The organism is Methylobacterium sp. Leaf123 (genome assembly GCF_001423405.1).
Taxonomy (GTDB): domain Bacteria; phylum Pseudomonadota; class Alphaproteobacteria; order Rhizobiales; family Beijerinckiaceae; genus Methylobacterium.
Map to the genome: position 1 here is coordinate 401,501 of NZ_LMNS01000038.1, position 16,821 is coordinate 418,321.

A 16,821-nucleotide genomic window follows, 5' to 3' on the forward strand; every position below is an offset into this window, starting at 1 on the left:
CCGCCCGCCGCCAGGGGAAGGTGGCGGACCCTGATGACAGGGGAACGTTCCGCGAGGATGATCCGCTCCGGTCGCTGCCTCCCGTGACGGGCCGGCAACGGGATCGGAGCGGACTTCGCATCGGATGAGAGCGCTGCGCCTCGTGACCTGTGCCGTGCGGCGGCGGATCACCCGCAACCGCGCCGTCCTTTCGACGTGGCGTTGGGCATTGGCGTCGTTCACCTTCGTGGCCACGCTTGCGGTGTTCGGCGTCACCTTGGATGCCGGCCACGAGCAGGTTCGGCGCGCTGCGCGCCAGCGCCTCGTCATCGGCGAGGCGGTGCTGCGCTCGGCCGTCGAGCGCTATCAGTATCTTCCCAGCGTCCTTGCCCTTGATACCGAGGTACGCAGCCTTCTCAATGCGGTCGGCGATCCCCATCGGGTCGCGGCGGTCAACGCAAGGTTCGAGGCCATCGCCCGCGTGTCGAGCGTCGCCGCCATCTACCTGCTCGACCGGGACGGGCTGACCCGCAGCGCCAGCAACTGGAACCAAGCACTCAGCTTCGTCGGGATTTCCTACGCCTATCGACCCTACTTCACCGAGGCCGTCGCGACCGGCGCCTCGCGCTATTTTGGTGTTGGCAACACTACGAATCGGCCTGGCCTGTTCATCGGCAAGGCGGTGCCGGCGCCGGAGGGCAGCATCGCCGGGGTCGTGGTGGTCAAGGTTGATCTCGAAGGATTGCAGCGGGAGTGGCGGCAGGCCGATGAGCACGTCCTCGTCTCCGACGCGTCGGGTGTCGTCTTCTTGGCGAGCGAGCCCTCCTGGAAGTACCGCCCGCTCCGCCCTCTCGCCCCATCCGACACGGCCCGCATCCGCGCGGCACGCCAGTACGGCGATAGCGACCTGCGCGCCCTGCTGGCGGGCGACGCCGACGGTGGCACGATTAAACTCCCTCAGGGCGCGAGCGCCGTGTAAGGGATCGTCGAGCGGACCGTGATGCCGGATCTCGGCTGGACGCTTCTGTACGTCGCCGAGACCGACGCCACCCTGCGTTACGCTTTGCTCGCGGCGCTTGCCGCCGGCATCTCGTGCCTCGCTCTCGCGTTGGCCCTCGCCGCGGCGCAAGAAAGGCGGCAGCGGCTACGCAGCGAACGCGCCATGCGCCTCACGCTGGAGCGGCGCGTGGCGGAGCGGACCGCCGATCTCAGCGCCGCCAACACCCGGCTGCGCGGCGAGATCACCGAGAGGGAACGTGCCACCGCCGCCTTGCGAGCGACGCAAGACGAGTTGATCCATGCCGGCCGGCTCGCTGCGCTCGGGCAGATCTCCATGGCAATCAACCACGAGATCAACCAGCCGCTGGCGGCGCTTCGCACCTTCCTGTCCAGCTCATCCGTCTTCCTGGAGCGCGGCGACACCGCCACCGTCGGGCGCAACCTCAAGCGTATGACCGAGGTGACGCAGCGCATCGGCGAGATCATTCGCCATCTCAAAGTCTTCGCTCGCAAGACCGGGCCGGAGCATTGGGAGCCGGTGCGGCTCGGCGTTGCCGCTGCGGCAGCCCTCGACCTGCTCGCGGCCCGCATCCGCGCCGAATCCGTTCAAGTGAGCTGTGCGATCCCACCCGACGCCATGGTGCGGGCCGAGCTGGTGCGGCTGGAGCAGGTGATTCTGAACCTGATGGTCAACGCCCTCGACTCCATGCGCAACACGCCCGAGCGCCGGCTCGACCTGACCGCTGCGCGCGAGGAGGCGTCCTCCTGGCAGCTGCGCGTTGCCGACAGCGGGAGCGGAATTCCCGAGGAGCACATGCCGCACGTCTTCGATCCCTTCTTCACAACGAAGGCAGCCGGCGAAGGCCTTGGTCTCGGCCTGTCGCTGTCGTCGCTGATCGTGCGCGACTTCGGCGGCAGCCTCGCCGCCGGCAATGGGACGCACGGCGCCGTTTTCACCCTCGTCCTTCCCGCGGCGGAGGCTTGAGCGCGATGGCGAAGCTATCGAACCGAGTCTTCTTCATCGACGACGAGGAGACGGTGCGGGAGGCGCTTCACCAGTGGCTGACGCTCGCCGACTACGACGTCGAGACCTTCGAGGACCCGGATGCGGCGCTCGGCCAGATCGACGAGCGCTTCCCCGGCATCCTCGTAACCGACATGCGCATGCCGCGCATGAGCGGCCTCGACGTTCTGGAGCAGGCACTGCGGCGAGATCCGGACCTGCCGGTCCTCCTTGTCACCGGCCACGGCGACGTGACGATGGCGGTGGAGGCAATGCGGCGTGGCGCCTACGACTTCATTGAGAAGCCCTTCGAGCCCGAGCGCCTCGTAAGCGCGATCGGCCGCGCCTGCGAGAAACGCCACCTCACCCTGCGGCTGCGACGCCTCCACGCAGTCGCGGACACCCCCTGCATAGATGTAGCGGCCTGCACTGATGATTGCCCGGACGCGCAATCATCAGTGCAGGCCTACAGCTAGGAGCCGGCTTCGAACACGTTAGTCCGGCATTGCTCCAGATAATTCACGAGATCGGCCTTCGAATAAAGGATCCGCCTGCCAAGCCTATGGAATGGCGGCCCCTGTTCACACACACGAATCTTGTTGAGCTGACTCACGGACAAATTCACGAAGGCGGCGGCCTGCCGCACGTTCATCATGAATCCGTCGGGAACGCCCGAGGTCTCGCGCGGAGCAGATGAACTCGCACCCTCGACCTGCGGCCTCTGTTTCGCTCGGCTGGAGCGGGCTGCCGCAGCCGGTTCCGCAGCGACCCTGCGGACGCGCACAGAGAAGTAGACATGTCCGTCAGGCGTCCTAGCCACGCCAGGGCCCCAGTCGATCTTCGACGATGCCCACAGATCGGCAGGCACCGATCTGAAACCATGGCTCGGCGACGGTTGCGGTCCCCCTCTCGCGTGAACCTCGACGATTCCTTCCGCGACCAGTTCAGCGAAGCGTTTGACCAGGATTCCCCAGAACGCCTCCACGGCCCCGGACAGGACATCCGCTGCTTCGGGATCGAAGCTGCGACGGGCGGCTTCCCGAAACTCCAAAGGGTGCGACGACGCACTCCTGATGTACTCCTCGTCCTCGGCATCACAGCATTCGGGAGCGATGTCAGGAACGGAAGCGCAGAGGATGCCAGCATCCCATTCGACCCATATGCTTGAGGGAAAACTCGGCAATGTGACCAGCCAGTGCATCAGATCGGCATCGCGTTGCATATCGGCTTCGGAAGGCTCAACATTCCGACCGAGAACGAACGGCGCGAGCCGAAGCTCGACCCATTCGGAAGGAGCGGCAGTTGGAACGCTCACAGGTTCGATTCCTTGCGGGAGGAGGGCGTAGTCTGCTCCGGCGGGCTTGCCGCGGGGTGAACGAACTGCCGCGGCCGAACAAGGGGAGGGGGCGGGCCGACAGCGGTCGTACTGCACGGCATGGCATCCGACTTGAAAGAGACAAGGGCGCAGGCGATGCTCGAAGCGACCGGAGCGGCAGCGTCCAACGCAGCCTTATCCTGCACGTGGGCGTAGACGAGCGTCGAACGGGGATTCTTGTGTCCGAGGATCGCTCCGATCAGCCGCAGGCTGAGGCCGGCGGACACGGCGCTCGAGCCGAGGGTGTGCCGCAGCAGATGCGGAAAGAGTTCGTCGAGACCCGCGAGGCGTTTGAGTAGCGGCAGAATACGCTTGGTGCCGGTGTAGTGGCCAATGCCGTGCTCTGCAGGGAAGACGTACATGGAGGCCGGTCTTCCACGGACCTTCGGAGTTTTCTTCCAGATTTCCATGAGAAGCTTGAGTGCCTCGGGGGTCAGAGGGCGCTCCGGTATGCTCTTCGAGCGCTTGAGCACGATCTGGTTCCTTTCAAAGTCCACCTCGTCCCAGAGCAGACCGGCCCCCTCGTCGCGCCTCAGGCCGGTCAGCAGCCAAAGCCGGATCTGGTCAGGGCCTTTGGGATTGACCCCATGCAACTGCTCTGCATCGTCCAGCGCTTTGCCTAGCCGCTCGATCATGGCCAGGGTCAGATAGCTCTTTCTCTCACCGTCGACCTTGAAAACCTTCGCAGTCCGCACCGGGTTGGACGCCATGAATCCGCGCTCGACCGCGAAGCTACAGACCGACGAGAAGTCGCGGATGACCTTCCTGGCGGCGCCCACCCCCCCGCAGACCTCAGACCGCCTGCCGGCGGAGTCTCCCCCACCCGCCTTGCGCTCACCTCCTTCGGGCCCGGTGCTCCTCTTCCCGGCCTTGCCCTTTTTGTCACGCTTGCGGTCCTTCCCAACCCCGGTCGCAGTTGCGCCTTCGGACACCTTTTTGAAGAGCGTCTCGACATCCTTCTCGGTCAGATTGCAGAGATTCAGCTTCCCGAGGATGGGGACTACGTGGTTGCGAAGGCGGCCCATCGTGTAGCACTTAGTCTTCTCGCCGAAGGGCTGCCCCTGCCGCTTACCTGTCCGGCAGTACAATCCTTCATTCTCATAAAGATCGATCAGTTCCGATACGAGCGACGAGTTCCGGAGCTCCCGACGTTCCTTCGCCGGGTCTTTTCCGTCCGCTGCGAGCCCACGCTTGATCCTGGCCTCGTTCCGAGCGTCTTCGACACGCATGGTCCCGGCATCGCCAAGCTTGAGCTTGTCGAGCTTTGCGGTTCGACCTCGTCCCACACGATACTGGACGTAGAAGGCCTTCACGCCCGAAGGCTGGACGCGCAGTCCGAAGCCCGGCTGATCCAGATCCCAGACGAAGTAGCTCGAAGGCCGCGCCTTGGCCTTGTCGACGACGGCTCTTGTCAGCCGCACTGAGTTCCCACGCTTCATCCGCATGCTCCTCGGGCTGCACCCAGGCTTCACGCTTTCTGAAACGCGGGGCCATGCAATGAAAGCCCATGCAACTATTTTGTCAACTCAATCAATAAGTTAGGTCACGCAATGGCACGCAGTGACACACCGGGAAACGCAATGAAACGGAATGCCCCAACCTTGCCAAGGTTGGGGTCGAGGGTTCGAATCCCTTCGCCCGCTCCAGTTTCTTCAAAAGAACTGACCGACCAACGAAAAGCCGCCGCAAGGCGGCTTTCGTCGTTCTAGGCTTGCCGCCTGAGGCCGTCGCGGCGGCGTTAACGATCTGTTAGCCAAACAATTCCTAACGTCCGGCGGGGGCAGGAAAGCCGGGCATGCTCGAACATCGTACAACGCGCACGGTCGGGCGGGCGTCCGGGAAGGCATCCGCCATGGAGCCGGTCGAGCGCTACCTCGCCAAGGCCGCGACCCACCGGGCGTCCGGCCGCTTCGACAAGGCGCGCCGCAATCTCCAGCTCGCGCTCGAGGCCGCGCCCGGCCATGCCGCGGCGCATTTTGAACTCGGGGTATTCACCAGCCGGATCGAAGCGCCCGCCTCGGCGGTGCCGCACTTCGTCGCCGCCCTCAGGGCCGCGCCCGAACGGCCGGCCTACTGGCTCGCCCTCGCCAGCACGCTGCTGACGCTGAACCGGGTGGGCGAGGCGCGCACGCTGATGGAGCGCTTCCGCGACCAGGGCCTGCCCGACGACGAGACCCGCAAGGTCCTCAAGGACTTCGTTGACCAAGCCTTCAACCTGGGTCACGTGCACTACGACGCGAACGATCTGCCGACCGCCGAGACCCTGTTCGACCTCGTGATCGGCCTGGACGACACCCACGCCAAAGCGACCCATCTCGCGGGTGCCGCCGCCGCCCGGAGCGGCCGTCACCAGCAGGCCTACGACCTGTTCAGCATCGCGATCTACCGCGAGCCCGACAACGCCGCCTTCTTCAGCAGCCTCGGCGCACTCCTCATCACGCAGGGCGATCACCCGGCCGCAATCTCGGCGCTGGAAAAGGCGATCGAACTCGATCCAAACCTCGCCATCGCGCATTCAAATCTGGCCGGCGCATTCCAGCGCGTGAGCCATCACGCCTTGGCCGTGAGCCACGCCCAGCGCTCGATCGAGCTCAATCCGAACTTCTCCGGCGCCCACATCAATCTCGGATGTGGCTTGAAGAGCCTCGGGCGCCTGCCGGAGGCGATCGCAAGCTTCGACCGGGCTCTGGCCCTCGATCCGCGCAACGTCGCGGCCCATTCCAATCGGCTCTTCTCCAAGCTCTACGCCGAGGGCATCCCCCCAACGGAATACGCCGCCGACGCCCGGAGCTTCGGGACGCGCCTCGCCGATCCGCTCCTGCGTCGACGCCCCTTCGCCAACGACCGCGATCCCGACCGGCGCCTGCGGATCGGGTTCGTCTCGGCCGACCTCTGCACCCACGCCGTCGCCCGGTTCATCGAGCCGTTCCTGCGCCACTTCGACCGGACCGGATTCGAGACGCGCGCTTACATGGCCCAGGCCGGCGAAGACGGCGTCTCGGCGCGCCTGCGCCTGCACTTCGACGAGTGGCACAACATCGCCGCCCTGGACGACGATGCGGCCGCCAACCTGATCGAGGCGCACGCCATCGACATCCTGGTCGATCTCTCGGGCCACAGCGCCGGCCACCGGCTGCTCGTCTTCGCCCGCAAGCCGGCGCCGGTTCAGGTCACGTGGATCGGCCACCCTGCCACCACCGGCCTGCGCGCCATGGATTACCGCCTGACCGATTTCGGCCACGACGAGCCCGGCCTGTCGGACACGTTACACACCGAGACCCTGTGGCGGCTGCCCGGCGTGTCGGCCACCTACGAGGCGCCCGGCGACATCCCGCCGGTGCGCGAGCGTGCCCCGTTCGAGGATAACGGCTTCGTCACCTTCGGTACGATGAACCGCTTCGAGAAGATCGGCGACCGGGCGCTGGAAGCCTGGGCCGAAATCCTGAGCGCACTGCCCGATGCGCGCCTGTTCATGGTCGCCGCCGACGTGAATACGCCGGAGATCCGGACGCAGGTCGAGGCACGCCTGTCACGGGCCGGATTGCCGCTCGACCGGGTGCGCCTGCACCCGCGCGTCACCAGCGGCTACCATGCGCTCTACCACGAGATCGACATCGCCCTGGATTCCTTCCCCTATAACGGCGGTACGACGAGCTGCGACACGCTCGCCATGGGCGTGCCTTTGATCGCCCTGGCCGGCACGCACGCCGCCGCGCGCACGGGCATCGCCGTCTTGCGAGCGGTCGGGCTCGAGGAACTCGCGGCGGCGACGCCGGAGGATTACGCGGCCCGCGCCGTCGCCCTGGCCAGCGATCGTGATCGCCTGCGCACCATCCGCTCGGGGCTTCGCGAACGCGTCTTCGCCAGCGCGCTGATGGACCACGCACGCTTCGCCGGGGAGGTCGGTGACGCTTTCCGCGCCATGTGGAGGCGCTGGATCGATGCGAACCGCGCCGCTTGATCCGACTCCCGAGGCAGACCGCCTCCCGTCGCTCGCCCCTCAGGGTGAGCTTCCCGTGCAGGCGGTCCTGCGCCGGCTTGAGCAGGAATTCGCACAGGTTCTCGACGCCGCCTCAGAGGCATCCCCGCAAGCGGAGGGCGCCGCCGATCCGGTCTACGTCACACGTCCCTTCTTGCCGCCGTTCGAAGAGTTCGAACCGCTCCTGCGGCAGATCTGGCAGACGCGGATCCTGACCAATGGCGGCCCGTTCCACCAAGAGTTGGAAGCACGCCTGAGCGACCATCTCGGCGTGCCGCAGGTCGCCCTGTTCAACAATGCGACGACGGCGCTGATCATGGCCCTGCGGGCGCTCGACCTGACGGGCGAGGTGATCACGACGCCGTATTCCTTCGTCGCGACCTCGCACGCCCTACTCTGGAGCGGCCTCACCCCCGTCTTCGTCGACATCGACCCGGAGACCCTCAACCTCGACCCCGCCCGGATCGAGGCCGCGATCACCCCGCGCACCAGCGCGATCCTGCCGGTCCACTGCTACGGTCAGCCCTGCGACGTCGAGGCAATTGCGGACATCGCCGCCCGGCACGGGCTCAAGGTGATCTACGACGCGGCGCACGCCTTCGGCGTGCGCCATGGCGGGCACAGCGTGCTGAACCACGGCGACCTGTCGGTCCTGAGCTTCCACGCCACCAAGGTGTTCAACACCTTCGAGGGCGGCGCCATCGTCTGCGCCGATCCGGCGATGAAGGACCGGATCGACAAGCTCAAGAACTTCGGCCACGACGGCGAGACGTCGGTGCCCGATGTCGGCCTCAACGGAAAGATGAGCGAGTTGAACGCGGCGCTCGGCCTCGTCCAACTCCGGCATATCGGCACGGCGCTGGCGAGCCGGCAGGCGATCGATGCAGCCTATCGAGAGGGATTGCGGGGCATCCCCGGCATTCGCTGCCTGGACTTCGCCGGGGAGGGCGCGGCCAACTACGCCTATTTCCCGATCTTGGTCGGCCCCGACTATCCGATCGGCCGCGACGCACTCTACGACGCGTTCAAGCGCGACGGCATCCACCCGCGGCGCTACTTCCATCCCCTGATCTCCGACCACCCGATGTACCGGACGCTGCCGAGCGCTCAGCGGAAAGATCTGCCCGTGGCGGCTCAGGCCGCCGACCGGGTGCTGTGCCTGCCGATCTATCCCGATCTCGATCCCGCCACCGTGGCCCGGATCGTCCGGCGGATCGCCCGGCCATGACCACGCCCGCCACGGTCGCGATCATGCAGCCGTATCTCTTTCCCTATATCGGTTACTTCCAGCTCATCGCGGCGGTCGATCAGTTCGTGATCTACGACACGGCAAAGTACACCAAGAAGGGCTGGATCAACCGAAACCGCTTTCTGCGCGACGGCGAGCCGGTGACCTTCACGCTGCCGCTGGAGAAGGACTCGGACCATCTCGACATCCGCGAGCGGCGCGTCGCAGCGGGGTTCGAGCCGGACCGACTCTGCGCCCAGATCGCCCAGGCCTATCGCCACGCGCCGCATCGGCGCGAGACCATGCCCCTCGTCGAGGATGTTCTGGGCTATCAGAGCGCCGACCTGTTCGACCATTTGCGGCACGGATTGCTGCGGACCTGCGCGCATCTCTCCATCGCCACGCCGATCCGCACCGCCTCCGCGATCGAGGGCGTGACGGACCTGAAGCGGCAAGACCGGGTGATCGATCTCTGCGAACGGCTCGGAGCCGCGACCTACGTCAACCCGATCGGCGGCACGACCCTCTACGATCCGGCCGCCTTCGCGCAGCGGGGGATCGCTTTGCGCTTCCTGCGGGCCCGGCCCTTCGATTATGCGCAAGGTCCGCATCCCTTCGTGCCCTGGCTGTCGATCCTCGACGTGCTGATGTTCAACCCGCGATCCGCGCTCCCGGCCCTGCTGGCCGGCGGCTACGATCTCATCGAGGGGAGGATGCCCCGTGCCCCGCTGGCGTAAGCTCGGCCGCGTCTTCGATCCCGCGAGCGTCGGCGGCCGCCCCTGGCTGAAGTCCTTCGCGCAGGCACCCGCCGCCTTGATCTGCGACGACGTGGTACGGATGTACTTCTCGTGCCGTCCGGACGCCGACACCAACGGCCAGTACGTCAGCTACAGCGCCTACGTCGATCTCGACCGCCAGGACCTGTTCAAGGTTCGCGCGGTCGCCGAGGAGCCGATTCTGCCGCTCGGCGGCACCGGCACCTTCGACGAATTCGGGGTCTATCCGGTCTCTGTGATCCGCACGGGTGAGGCGGTGCGCGCCTACTACGCCGGCTGGACGCGCTGCATCTCGGTTCCCTTCAACACGGCGATCGGCTGCGCGGTGAGCCGCGACGGCGGGCGCCGCTTCGAGCGGCTGGGGCCGGGACCGATCCTACCCTACTCGCCGGACGAGCCCTTCGTGATGAGCGGCCCCAAGGTCCGGCGCTTCGGCGAGACGTGGTATCTGTTCTACATCGCCGGAAGTGCCTGGAAGCGGGTCGAGGGCCGGGCCGAGCCGGTCTACCGCATCCGCATGGCAATCTCGCCGGACGGCCTCACCTGGACCAAGGCGAATCGCGACCTGATCCCACCGCGGATCGAGGCGGACGAGGCCCAGGCGAGCCCCGACGTGTTCGAGGCCGGCGGGCGCTACCACATGCATTTCTGCTACCGCTACAGCACCGGCTTCCGCAGCCGCGAGCGCGGCTACCGCATCGGCTACGCCTGGAGCACCGACCTCCTGAACTGGACCCGCGACGACGCGCGCTGCGGCATCGACGTGTCGGAGGAGGGCTGGGACGCGCAGATGGTCAGCTATCCCCACGTCTTTACCGTCGATGGCCGGACCTATCTGGCCTATCTCGGCAACGAGGTCGGCCGCGGCGGCTTCGGCCTCGCCGCGCTCGACGGCGCCCTCGATTGACCGGCCGGAACGCCATGCGGTGGAACAAGCTCGGCCTCGTCTTCGATCTGCGGGCGAACCCGCTTCCTTTCGGGAGCGGAGACTTCGCGCAATCGCCTCAGGCGCTCGTCCTCGACGACCGGGTGCGGATCTTCTTCTCGACCCGCAGCCGCGAGCCGGACGGGCAGTATCTCAGCCACGTTGCCTTCGTGGACATGCGCAAGGATCTGAGTGCAGTGCTCGGTGTGGCTCAGCGGCCGGTCATCGCCGCGGGCGACCTCGGCACCTTCGACGAGCACGGCATCTTTCCGATGAACGTGCTGCGCCACGACGACGCCGTCTATGGCTACACGACGGGCTGGAGCCGGCGCGTCTCGGTGCCGGTGGAGACCGGCATCGGGCTCGCCGTCAGCCGGGACGATGGCCTGACCTTCGAGCGGTTCGGAGCAGGCCCGGTCCTCGGTGCCACGCTCAACGAGCCGTTCCTCGTCGCCGACGCCTTCGTGCGCGTGATCGATGGCCTGTTCCACATGTGGTACATTTTCGGCACGGCCTGGAGCGTGGCGGAAGCCGGGGCGGCACCGGAGCGGGTCTACAAGATCGGGCACGCCACTTCGGCGGACGGCATCCAGTGGACGAAGGAGGAGGGGCGCCGGATCGTCGCCGACCGTCTGGGCCCGGACGAGGCCCAGGCGCTTCCCTGCGTGTTCGACCGCGGCACCCGTCGGCACATGGTGTTCTGCTATCGGGATCAGGTCGGCTTCCGCACCGAGCCCGGCCGCGGCTACCGGATCGGCCACGCATGGTCCGACGACCTCATGGACTGGACGCGGGACGACACGGCACTGACCGTTGCCGGAACAGCCGGTGAATGGGACGCGGACATGCAGTGCTACCCCCACGTGTTCACCTGCGAGGGGGCGACCTACCTCCTCTACAACGGCAACGCCTTCGGCCGCTTCGGCTTCGGCGCGGCGCGGCTCGAATTGTGACGACGCTGTCCTTCACGCAGAACCGCTCCCGCATGGAAGATGTGCGCACTCATCTGACACTCTGTGCGCATGCCTTCTCGCCGCCGCTCGATCGGCGTGTGACGATTCCCGACTACGCCGCCAAGCTCGCCACACGCGCCGAGCGGTTCGAGGCCTGGGACGGTTCGGCCCTGATCGGTCTGGTGGCGGTCTATTGCAACGATCCGGCGCGCGACGCAGCCTACGTGACGAGCGTCAGCGTCGTGCCAGAGCGGACCCGAGCCGGCATCGGGCACCGCCTGCTCTCGGCGGCGATTGCCCATGCCCGCGGCCTCGGCTTCAAGCGGATCGCCCTCGATGTGGATCGCGAGGCTCCGGCGCTCGCCCTGTATCGCAGGCTCGGTTTCGCCGACGAGGCGCAGGACGATGCGACGCTGCACCTCTCCCTCGATCTGACGGCACGGCGCCCCGGCGTGGGAGAGAACGCGACTTCACAGGACCGAGACAGGGAGGCCCGACCATGAGCACGGCGCGCGACTTCGACCGTGAGACGCAGGACGTGGAGGGCCGCCGCTACGCCTACGATTTCGACCTCGACGTGATGCACAAGTACATGGTGCGTGCCTTCGAGCCGTTCTTCCGCCCCGGCCGCCTGCTCGAACTCGGCAGCTTCCGCGGCGATTTCACCCGGCGCCTGACGCCGTTCTTCGACGACATCACCTGCGTCGAGGCCTCGGGTGAAGCCATCGATACGGCGCGCGGGCGGTTCGGCGAGAGCGTGCGGTTCGTCCATGCGACCTTCGAAACGGTCGCGCTGCCCACCCGCTACGATACGATCGTCCTCACCCACGTGCTCGAGCACCTCGACGACCCGGTTGGGGTGCTGAGGCGTATCAATGCCGAATGGCTCTCGGAGGGCGGGCGCTTACTGCTGGCCTGCCCGAACGCCAACGCGCCGTCTCGGCAGATCGCGGTGAAGATGGGCCTGATCTCCCACAACGCCGCCGTCACCGAGGCCGAGCGGCAGCACGGCCACCGCTGCACCTACAGCCTCGACACGCTGGAACGGGACGCCCACGCTGCGGGCCTCAGCGTGATCCATCGCTCCGGCGTCTTCTTCAAGGCGCTGGCGAACTTCCAATGGGACGCCTTACTGAAGACCGACATCGTCTCGCCGGCCTATCTCGACGGCTGCTACGCCCTGGGGCAACTCTACCCGGATCTCTGCGCAAGCATCTATCTCGTCTGCGAGCGGGGCCCGCAAGACGGTTAGCGTACCCCACGAAACGCACGGTCACCGATCGTATCTCCGCTGGGCGCAGCACCGATCAGCCCATGCTGGCAAGGCGCTTCTCGATCCGCGTTACCTGCATCGGGTACCAGCGGCGTCCCCGCGCGGAGGGAATGCCCAGGGCGTTGAGGGCGTTGGCGACCTGCTCCAGCGTGAGCGCACCCGCGGCGCGGATCTCGCTGAGAATAGGCGCCATCTCCTCCGCCCGCTCCCGACTCCGGGGGAGGGCCTCGCCCCGCCCCAGACTCTCCGCCAGAGGGCGTGGCTCGGCGGCGGCCGGGCCGGCCCTGTCGGCCGGTGCCCGTGCGCGGCGCTCGGCGGTGAAGCGCGCCTAGAACGCGCGGAGCCGGTACAACGCCTCGGGGGTTTCGCCCCGGTGGCGGCGCCGTTCCGACACAGGGCCCTGATCAGAGAATTCCGGCTGTGAACGACAGTTACGACGCCATCAATATGATTCAGACTTCCGATGACGCGGTCATTTCCGTTGTTCTTGGCTTGGGCGGCACGATCCGGATCGGCGAGAATGCTCTCACGGTGTCCGACCTGACGGTAATGTTCGACGCGATCACGCGGACCGGCTCGGTGCAGGGCTTTGCCGACGCCCTCGGCCTGTCCTACCGCGCGGCCTGGGCACGCCTTCAGGCTTACGAGACGGCGCTCGGTCGGCCCCTGGTGCGCAAGACGCGCGGCCACGGCACCGCCCTGACGGCGTTCGGGGCTGCCTTGGCGGACGCCTTCACCGCCGCCGCCACGACATTGGAAGCCGGCCTCGACCGCGAGACCCGCGCCGTCGAGCATCGCCTGCGCCGTCTCATGAGCGGCGAGGCCGGGGCACTGACACTGGCCGCGAGCCACGATCCGTTGCTGGTCGAGGTTCTGACCGAGGCGATGAGTGCAGAACCGGGTGCAGGGGCGGCGGTCGAACTTTCCGTGACGGGCAGCAGCGCGGCGGTGCAGCGCCTTCTCGACGGCGGAGCCGATGCGGCGGGCTTCCATTGTGGGGCTCTGGCGCCGGAAGCGGCGGGCGCTCCGTTCGCCTCGATCAATGCCGGGGCCGGCCTCGTGCTGCATCCCCTGTTCGAGCGCGAGCAGGGCCTGCTGCTGGCCCCCGGCAACCCGCGCGGCATCCGCACGGTGGCCGACCTGACCGCGCCCGGCCTGCGCTACGTCAACCGCCAGAAGGGATCGGGCACGCGGGACTGGTTCGACCGGATCCTGGCGCAGGCCGGCCTGCCGGCTGCCGCGATCCACGGCTATACGGTCGAGGAGTTCACCCATCAGGCGGTCGCGGCGGTCATCGCCTGCGGCGCGGCGGATGCCGGCCTCGCGGTACGGGCGGCCGCCGATCGGCTCGGCCTCGACTTCCTCTCGGTCGGCTGGGAGACCTATTATCTCGCCGCCAGCCGCTCCCTCGCCAGCCCGGCGCTCGATGCCCTCGTCACCGCGGCGAGACGGCGCGCGAGGAGCACCCCCGGCTACCGTGCCGCGGATCTCTGACAGGCGACGGAGTACTTCGCCGGCAAGACGACGACCTATGTCATTTCGACTGAGATGGATTTCGGTAGCATTCAATATTGGAATACAAAATACGACAAGTAAAATGTGTTTCCATTTACGAAACAGCTCCTCGACGGGCACCGCATTGTCGGGAATCGCACCGAAGGCGGCACCCGGCTTACATGGCGATGGGCTGCCCCCTAGTATGACAACTCCAACGATCCTCACGGCCGCTGAGCGCTCCACGTTTCGAGAACGAGCATGAACCGGAATCCCGCTCGGGCAGCGCTCGATCTCGCGATGGTGAACCATGATGGCGCGCGACGGGCGCGGCCCCTTCACCGCGGCGGCGTTCCGATGACGGGTGAACGGGCCGCGCGGGTGGGACGAGCCGGATGAAGGTCTTAGCGGGCAGCGGAACGGCGGCGAGCGGGCCCTTGCTGCGCAAGCTGCAAGGGCTCAGCAAGCTGGAGGAAGCCGACGCGGCCGCCCTGGCGATCGTCGAGGCGGGGACACGGCTGATTCCGGCCGGCACGGACCTGATCTGCGAGGGCGATCGCCCCGAGGGCATGATCGTGATCACGGAAGGCTTCGCCTGCCGCTACAAGCTGCGGGCGAACGGCGCGCGTCAGATCACGGCCTACCTCATCCCGGGCGATATCTGCGACCTCGATAGCTCGGTCCTGAACCGGATCGATCACACCATCGGCACGCTCTCCACCTGCCGCATCGCGCGGATCGGCCCTGAGGCTGGGCGGGAGTTGCGTCAACGGCCCGCTCTCGCCCGCAGCCTGCGCAAGGTGGCCCTCATCGACGAGGCGACCCTGCGCGAGTGGCTGATGAATATCGGCCGCCGCTCGGCCGTGGAGCGCCTCGCGCACCTGCTCTGCGAGTTGCTCGTACGCCTGCGGGCGGTGGGGCTGACGAGCGGCAACAGCTTCGACCTGCCGATCACGCAAATCGATCTGGCCGACACCACCGGCATGACCAGCGTGCACGTGAACCGCTCGCTGGGCGAACTCAAGCGCGCAGGGTTGATCGAGCGCAAGGGCAAGCGCGTAACGCTCTGTGACCTGCCCCGCCTCGTCGAGCTGGCCGAGTTCCGGTCGAATTACCTGAATTGGGAGACGCAAACCGCCGCGTAAGGTCGGATAGAAACCGAGAACCGCTCCCGCAGCATGCCGCGAACGGTTCTCGGCGTCCATGAAACGGGGATGCTCAGCGGTCGCGCATCTTCGTGGTCCGCGAATCTTGGTTCTTGTTGCCCTCCGCGGCAGGGGACGCCCCCGGCACGCCCGTATTGCCCGAGCCGCCGCCCATCTCTCCCGCCTTCATCGCGTCACCCTTCTGCATCGCGCCCGCCGTCCCGGCTCGGGATGTGCCGGTGGACGTCGATGGCGTGGATGCGCCCTGGCCCGAGGTTTCCTGCGCGGGCGCGGCACCCAGGCTCCCGATCAGCAGAAGCGATGCGAAGCAAGCGTTGTGAAGTTTCGACATGGATGACCTCCCGATAGAGACGTCGTCGTAAACTTCCACAGACCATGATGTTCCGAAATATTTTATTGTACTATTTTAATATAATATTATTCTTACAATCCTCGAAGCAACGAGGCGCTTTGCCCTACTTCATCAGGGCAGGGGACCGTTGCGCGCTGAATCTCGGAAACGCATCCGGTCGTCTCAGAGGCGAGAGGGCGCCGAACGGTCATCGAGCCGGCCGGCCTGCGGGCCCACGGAACGAGCCGTCCGCTTATGGCGTTCACCGTCGGACCTTAGCCGAGCATGGATGCCCGGCCGGCATGAGACAGGAGACGTTCGATGGTGAAGATCGGAACCCGCACGATGCTGGCTCTGATCGCCTTCTCGGCTGCCGGCACTGCCAGCGCGCGGGCCGGCGAGGAGGAGCAGGCTGCGCTCTGCCGCGACGATGTCATGCGGCTGTGCCTGACATCGATCCCCGATCGCGGCCGCATCGTGAGTTGCATGAAGGCGCAACGGGCAAGCCTGAGCCCCGGATGCCGGGCCGCCTTCGACGAGGGGACTGCCGCCTCGGTCAACCGGCACTCAGCGAGCCTTCGCTGAGGGTCGGGGAGCGCCGGTCGATCACCGGCTCTCCCACTTCAGCCTGGCCGTCAGGCACGCGTGACGGCCGAACGGCGTTGGGACGAACCCCTGCGCCGACTTTCGATCCACGACCGGAGTACGGCTCCCGATGAACCGTTCGCTTCTCCCCCTTCTTCTGGCCACCGCCCTGACGGTGCCCGCCTTCAGCCAGACCGCTTCAGCGGTCGAGGGCTCGCCGATGCTGTTGCACGGCAATTACTGCGGGCCCGGCAACAACGGGCCTGTGGCACCGGTCGATGCGCTGGACGCGGCCTGCGCCCGCCACGACGCCTGCACGCCGGACGGTGCGCTGGCCCCGAAGGCCTGCAACCTGCGGCTCCAAGCGGATGCCGAGCGCGTGGCCGACGATCCGCGCCAGCCGCCCGATCTGCGGATGATGGCCGGGCTGGTCGCCTCGGGCGCGGCGATGATGCCCTCCGCCCCCTCATCCCGACTGCGCGCCCCGGCCGTCGTCGCGCCCGAGCCCGTCGAGATCGAGAGCGCGCCCGACGCGGACCTGCTCCCGGAATAGGATGCGCCACCTCGGCGGGATTCTCGGCTCGCCGCTGACGAAACCTTTTCTCGCGACCCGCACGGATTCCGTCGTGATGGTGCTTCATTGAGAGTTGCGACCGTAGCGGGGGTCGTGGGTCTGCAGGCGAGGGCTCTGCGCCGGGACCAGCGGATGTCGGCGAACCAGCCTGGCCCCGGCATCCGTTCCCGAAGGCGAAGCC

General features: G+C 67.1%; 18 protein-coding genes. 14 read left to right on the forward strand and 4 right to left on the reverse strand.

Features of this window, described 5'->3' with window-relative positions:
- The first annotated feature begins 124 nt into the window (after positions 1 to 124).
- From ASF53_RS21445 to ASF53_RS21455, 3 genes are read left to right on the forward strand one after another with little or no spacing between them, the layout of a single operon-like run.
- A complete protein-coding gene (locus ASF53_RS21445) occupies positions 125 to 958 on the forward strand; it encodes a cache domain-containing protein (RefSeq protein WP_056203506.1) in 834 nt (277 codons plus the stop codon).
- A 21-nt stretch (positions 959 to 979) separates the two neighbouring features.
- Positions 980 to 1,963 (forward strand): sensor histidine kinase, encoded by a 984-nt coding sequence (locus ASF53_RS21450; RefSeq protein ID WP_056203508.1) that lies wholly within the window; start codon positions 980 to 982, stop codon positions 1,961 to 1,963.
- Positions 1,964 to 1,968: 5 nt separating this feature from the next.
- The gene (locus ASF53_RS21455; RefSeq protein ID WP_056203510.1) at positions 1,969 to 2,457 is read left to right on the forward strand and encodes a sigma-54-dependent Fis family transcriptional regulator; all 489 of its coding nucleotides are present in this window, start codon (positions 1,969 to 1,971) and stop codon (positions 2,455 to 2,457) included.
- On the opposite strand, the gene ASF53_RS26015 is transcribed toward ASF53_RS21455, so the two are convergent.
- Together ASF53_RS26015 and ASF53_RS21465 are read right to left on the reverse strand one after the other, a co-directional pair.
- Complete coding sequence (locus ASF53_RS26015) at positions 2,454 to 3,296, reverse strand: helix-turn-helix domain-containing protein (RefSeq protein WP_156635741.1); 843 nt, start codon at positions 3,294 to 3,296, stop codon at positions 2,454 to 2,456. The genes ASF53_RS21455 and ASF53_RS26015 overlap by 4 nt on opposite strands.
- Positions 3,293 to 4,795, reverse strand: a complete 1,503-nt coding sequence (locus ASF53_RS21465; protein WP_056203915.1) for a tyrosine-type recombinase/integrase — start codon at positions 4,793 to 4,795, stop codon at positions 3,293 to 3,295. Before ASF53_RS21465 ends, ASF53_RS26015 begins: the two co-directional genes overlap by 4 nt.
- A gap of 356 nt (positions 4,796 to 5,151) precedes the next feature.
- Here ASF53_RS21465 and ASF53_RS21475 point away from each other — a divergent pair, with 356 nt between their 5' ends.
- Genes ASF53_RS21475 through ASF53_RS21505 form a run of 7 tightly spaced genes read left to right on the forward strand, consistent with a single transcriptional unit; the run spans position 5,152 to position 12,469 of the window.
- Complete coding sequence (locus ASF53_RS21475; RefSeq protein ID WP_056203514.1) at positions 5,152 to 7,317, forward strand: tetratricopeptide repeat protein; 2,166 nt, start codon at positions 5,152 to 5,154, stop codon at positions 7,315 to 7,317.
- Positions 7,298 to 8,563 carry a DegT/DnrJ/EryC1/StrS family aminotransferase gene (locus ASF53_RS21480; RefSeq protein ID WP_082482907.1) on the forward strand — a complete coding sequence of 422 codons (1,266 nt, stop codon included), beginning with the start codon at positions 7,298 to 7,300 and terminating at the stop codon, positions 8,561 to 8,563. The genes ASF53_RS21475 and ASF53_RS21480 overlap by 20 nt, the downstream gene beginning before the upstream one ends.
- Entirely contained in the window at positions 8,560 to 9,300 is a 741-nt protein-coding gene (locus tag ASF53_RS21485) for a WbqC family protein (RefSeq protein ID WP_200943295.1), read from the forward strand. The genes ASF53_RS21480 and ASF53_RS21485 overlap by 4 nt, the downstream gene beginning before the upstream one ends.
- Positions 9,284 to 10,246, forward strand: coding sequence for a glycoside hydrolase family protein (locus ASF53_RS21490; protein WP_056203517.1), 963 nt, complete (start codon positions 9,284 to 9,286; stop codon positions 10,244 to 10,246). The genes ASF53_RS21485 and ASF53_RS21490 overlap by 17 nt, the downstream gene beginning before the upstream one ends.
- A 14-nt stretch (positions 10,247 to 10,260) precedes the next feature.
- Positions 10,261 to 11,217, forward strand: coding sequence for a glycoside hydrolase family protein (locus ASF53_RS21495; protein ID WP_056203522.1), 957 nt, complete (start codon positions 10,261 to 10,263; stop codon positions 11,215 to 11,217).
- Entirely contained in the window at positions 11,214 to 11,720 is a 507-nt protein-coding gene (locus tag ASF53_RS21500; protein WP_162242246.1) for a GNAT family N-acetyltransferase, read from the forward strand. Before ASF53_RS21495 ends, ASF53_RS21500 begins: the two co-directional genes overlap by 4 nt.
- Positions 11,717 to 12,469, forward strand: a complete 753-nt coding sequence (locus tag ASF53_RS21505) for a class I SAM-dependent methyltransferase (protein ID WP_056203528.1) — start codon at positions 11,717 to 11,719, stop codon at positions 12,467 to 12,469. The genes ASF53_RS21500 and ASF53_RS21505 overlap by 4 nt, the downstream gene beginning before the upstream one ends.
- Before the next feature lie 55 nt (positions 12,470 to 12,524).
- Here ASF53_RS21505 and ASF53_RS26905 read toward each other — a convergent pair whose 3' ends face one another.
- The gene (locus ASF53_RS26905; RefSeq protein ID WP_286134606.1) at positions 12,525 to 12,683 is read right to left on the reverse strand and encodes a recombinase family protein; all 159 of its coding nucleotides are present in this window, start codon (positions 12,681 to 12,683) and stop codon (positions 12,525 to 12,527) included.
- Between the two features lie 254 nt (positions 12,684 to 12,937).
- Between ASF53_RS26905 and ASF53_RS21515 the strand changes: the two genes are divergently transcribed.
- Both ASF53_RS21515 and ASF53_RS21520 read left to right on the forward strand, forming a co-directional pair.
- Entirely contained in the window at positions 12,938 to 13,984 is a 1,047-nt protein-coding gene (locus ASF53_RS21515) for a substrate-binding domain-containing protein (RefSeq protein ID WP_200943297.1), read from the forward strand.
- Positions 13,985 to 14,379: 395 nt separating this feature from the next.
- The gene (locus ASF53_RS21520; RefSeq protein ID WP_056203533.1) at positions 14,380 to 15,129 is read left to right on the forward strand and encodes a Crp/Fnr family transcriptional regulator; all 750 of its coding nucleotides are present in this window, start codon (positions 14,380 to 14,382) and stop codon (positions 15,127 to 15,129) included.
- Positions 15,130 to 15,202: 73 nt separating this feature from the next.
- Here ASF53_RS21520 and ASF53_RS21525 read toward each other — a convergent pair whose 3' ends face one another.
- Complete coding sequence (locus tag ASF53_RS21525) at positions 15,203 to 15,481, reverse strand: hypothetical protein (RefSeq protein WP_056203536.1); 279 nt, start codon at positions 15,479 to 15,481, stop codon at positions 15,203 to 15,205.
- 321 nt (positions 15,482 to 15,802) lie between these two features.
- On the opposite strand from ASF53_RS21525, the gene ASF53_RS21530 reads away from it, so the two are divergent.
- Together ASF53_RS21530 and ASF53_RS21535 are read left to right on the forward strand one after the other, a co-directional pair.
- A complete protein-coding gene (locus ASF53_RS21530) occupies positions 15,803 to 16,066 on the forward strand; it encodes a hypothetical protein (RefSeq protein ID WP_056203539.1) in 264 nt (87 codons plus the stop codon).
- A gap of 130 nt (positions 16,067 to 16,196) precedes the next feature.
- The gene (locus tag ASF53_RS21535) at positions 16,197 to 16,619 is read left to right on the forward strand and encodes a phospholipase A2 family protein (protein WP_056203542.1); all 423 of its coding nucleotides are present in this window, start codon (positions 16,197 to 16,199) and stop codon (positions 16,617 to 16,619) included.
- Positions 16,620 to 16,821 lie beyond the last annotated feature (202 nt).

Excerpts from the sequence above, each read along its gene's own strand:
- ASF53_RS21525 (WP_056203536.1), bottom strand. The coding sequence starts at position 15,481 with ATGTCGAAACTTCACAACGCTTGCTTCGCATCGCTTCTGCTGATCGGG.
- ASF53_RS21450 (WP_056203508.1), top strand. The coding sequence starts at position 980 with ATGCCGGATCTCGGCTGGACGCTTCTGTACGTCGCCGAGACCGACGCC.
- ASF53_RS21475 (WP_056203514.1), top strand. The coding sequence starts at position 5,152 with ATGCTCGAACATCGTACAACGCGCACGGTCGGGCGGGCGTCCGGGAAG.
- ASF53_RS21465 (WP_056203915.1), bottom strand. The coding sequence starts at position 4,795 with ATGAAGCGTGGGAACTCAGTGCGGCTGACAAGAGCCGTCGTCGACAAG.
- ASF53_RS21515 (WP_200943297.1), top strand. The coding sequence starts at position 12,938 with ATGATTCAGACTTCCGATGACGCGGTCATTTCCGTTGTTCTTGGCTTG.
- ASF53_RS21535 (WP_056203542.1), top strand. The coding sequence starts at position 16,197 with ATGAACCGTTCGCTTCTCCCCCTTCTTCTGGCCACCGCCCTGACGGTG.
- ASF53_RS21445 (WP_056203506.1), top strand. The coding sequence starts at position 125 with ATGAGAGCGCTGCGCCTCGTGACCTGTGCCGTGCGGCGGCGGATCACC.
- ASF53_RS21505 (WP_056203528.1), top strand. The coding sequence starts at position 11,717 with ATGAGCACGGCGCGCGACTTCGACCGTGAGACGCAGGACGTGGAGGGC.
- ASF53_RS21485 (WP_200943295.1), top strand. The coding sequence starts at position 8,560 with ATGACCACGCCCGCCACGGTCGCGATCATGCAGCCGTATCTCTTTCCC.
- ASF53_RS21520 (WP_056203533.1), top strand. The coding sequence starts at position 14,380 with ATGAAGGTCTTAGCGGGCAGCGGAACGGCGGCGAGCGGGCCCTTGCTG.
- ASF53_RS21480 (WP_082482907.1), top strand. The coding sequence starts at position 7,298 with ATGCGAACCGCGCCGCTTGATCCGACTCCCGAGGCAGACCGCCTCCCG.
- ASF53_RS21455 (WP_056203510.1), top strand. The coding sequence starts at position 1,969 with ATGGCGAAGCTATCGAACCGAGTCTTCTTCATCGACGACGAGGAGACG.
- ASF53_RS26905 (WP_286134606.1), bottom strand. The coding sequence starts at position 12,683 with ATGGCGCCTATTCTCAGCGAGATCCGCGCCGCGGGTGCGCTCACGCTG.
- ASF53_RS21495 (WP_056203522.1), top strand. The coding sequence starts at position 10,261 with ATGCGGTGGAACAAGCTCGGCCTCGTCTTCGATCTGCGGGCGAACCCG.
- ASF53_RS21530 (WP_056203539.1), top strand. The coding sequence starts at position 15,803 with ATGGTGAAGATCGGAACCCGCACGATGCTGGCTCTGATCGCCTTCTCG.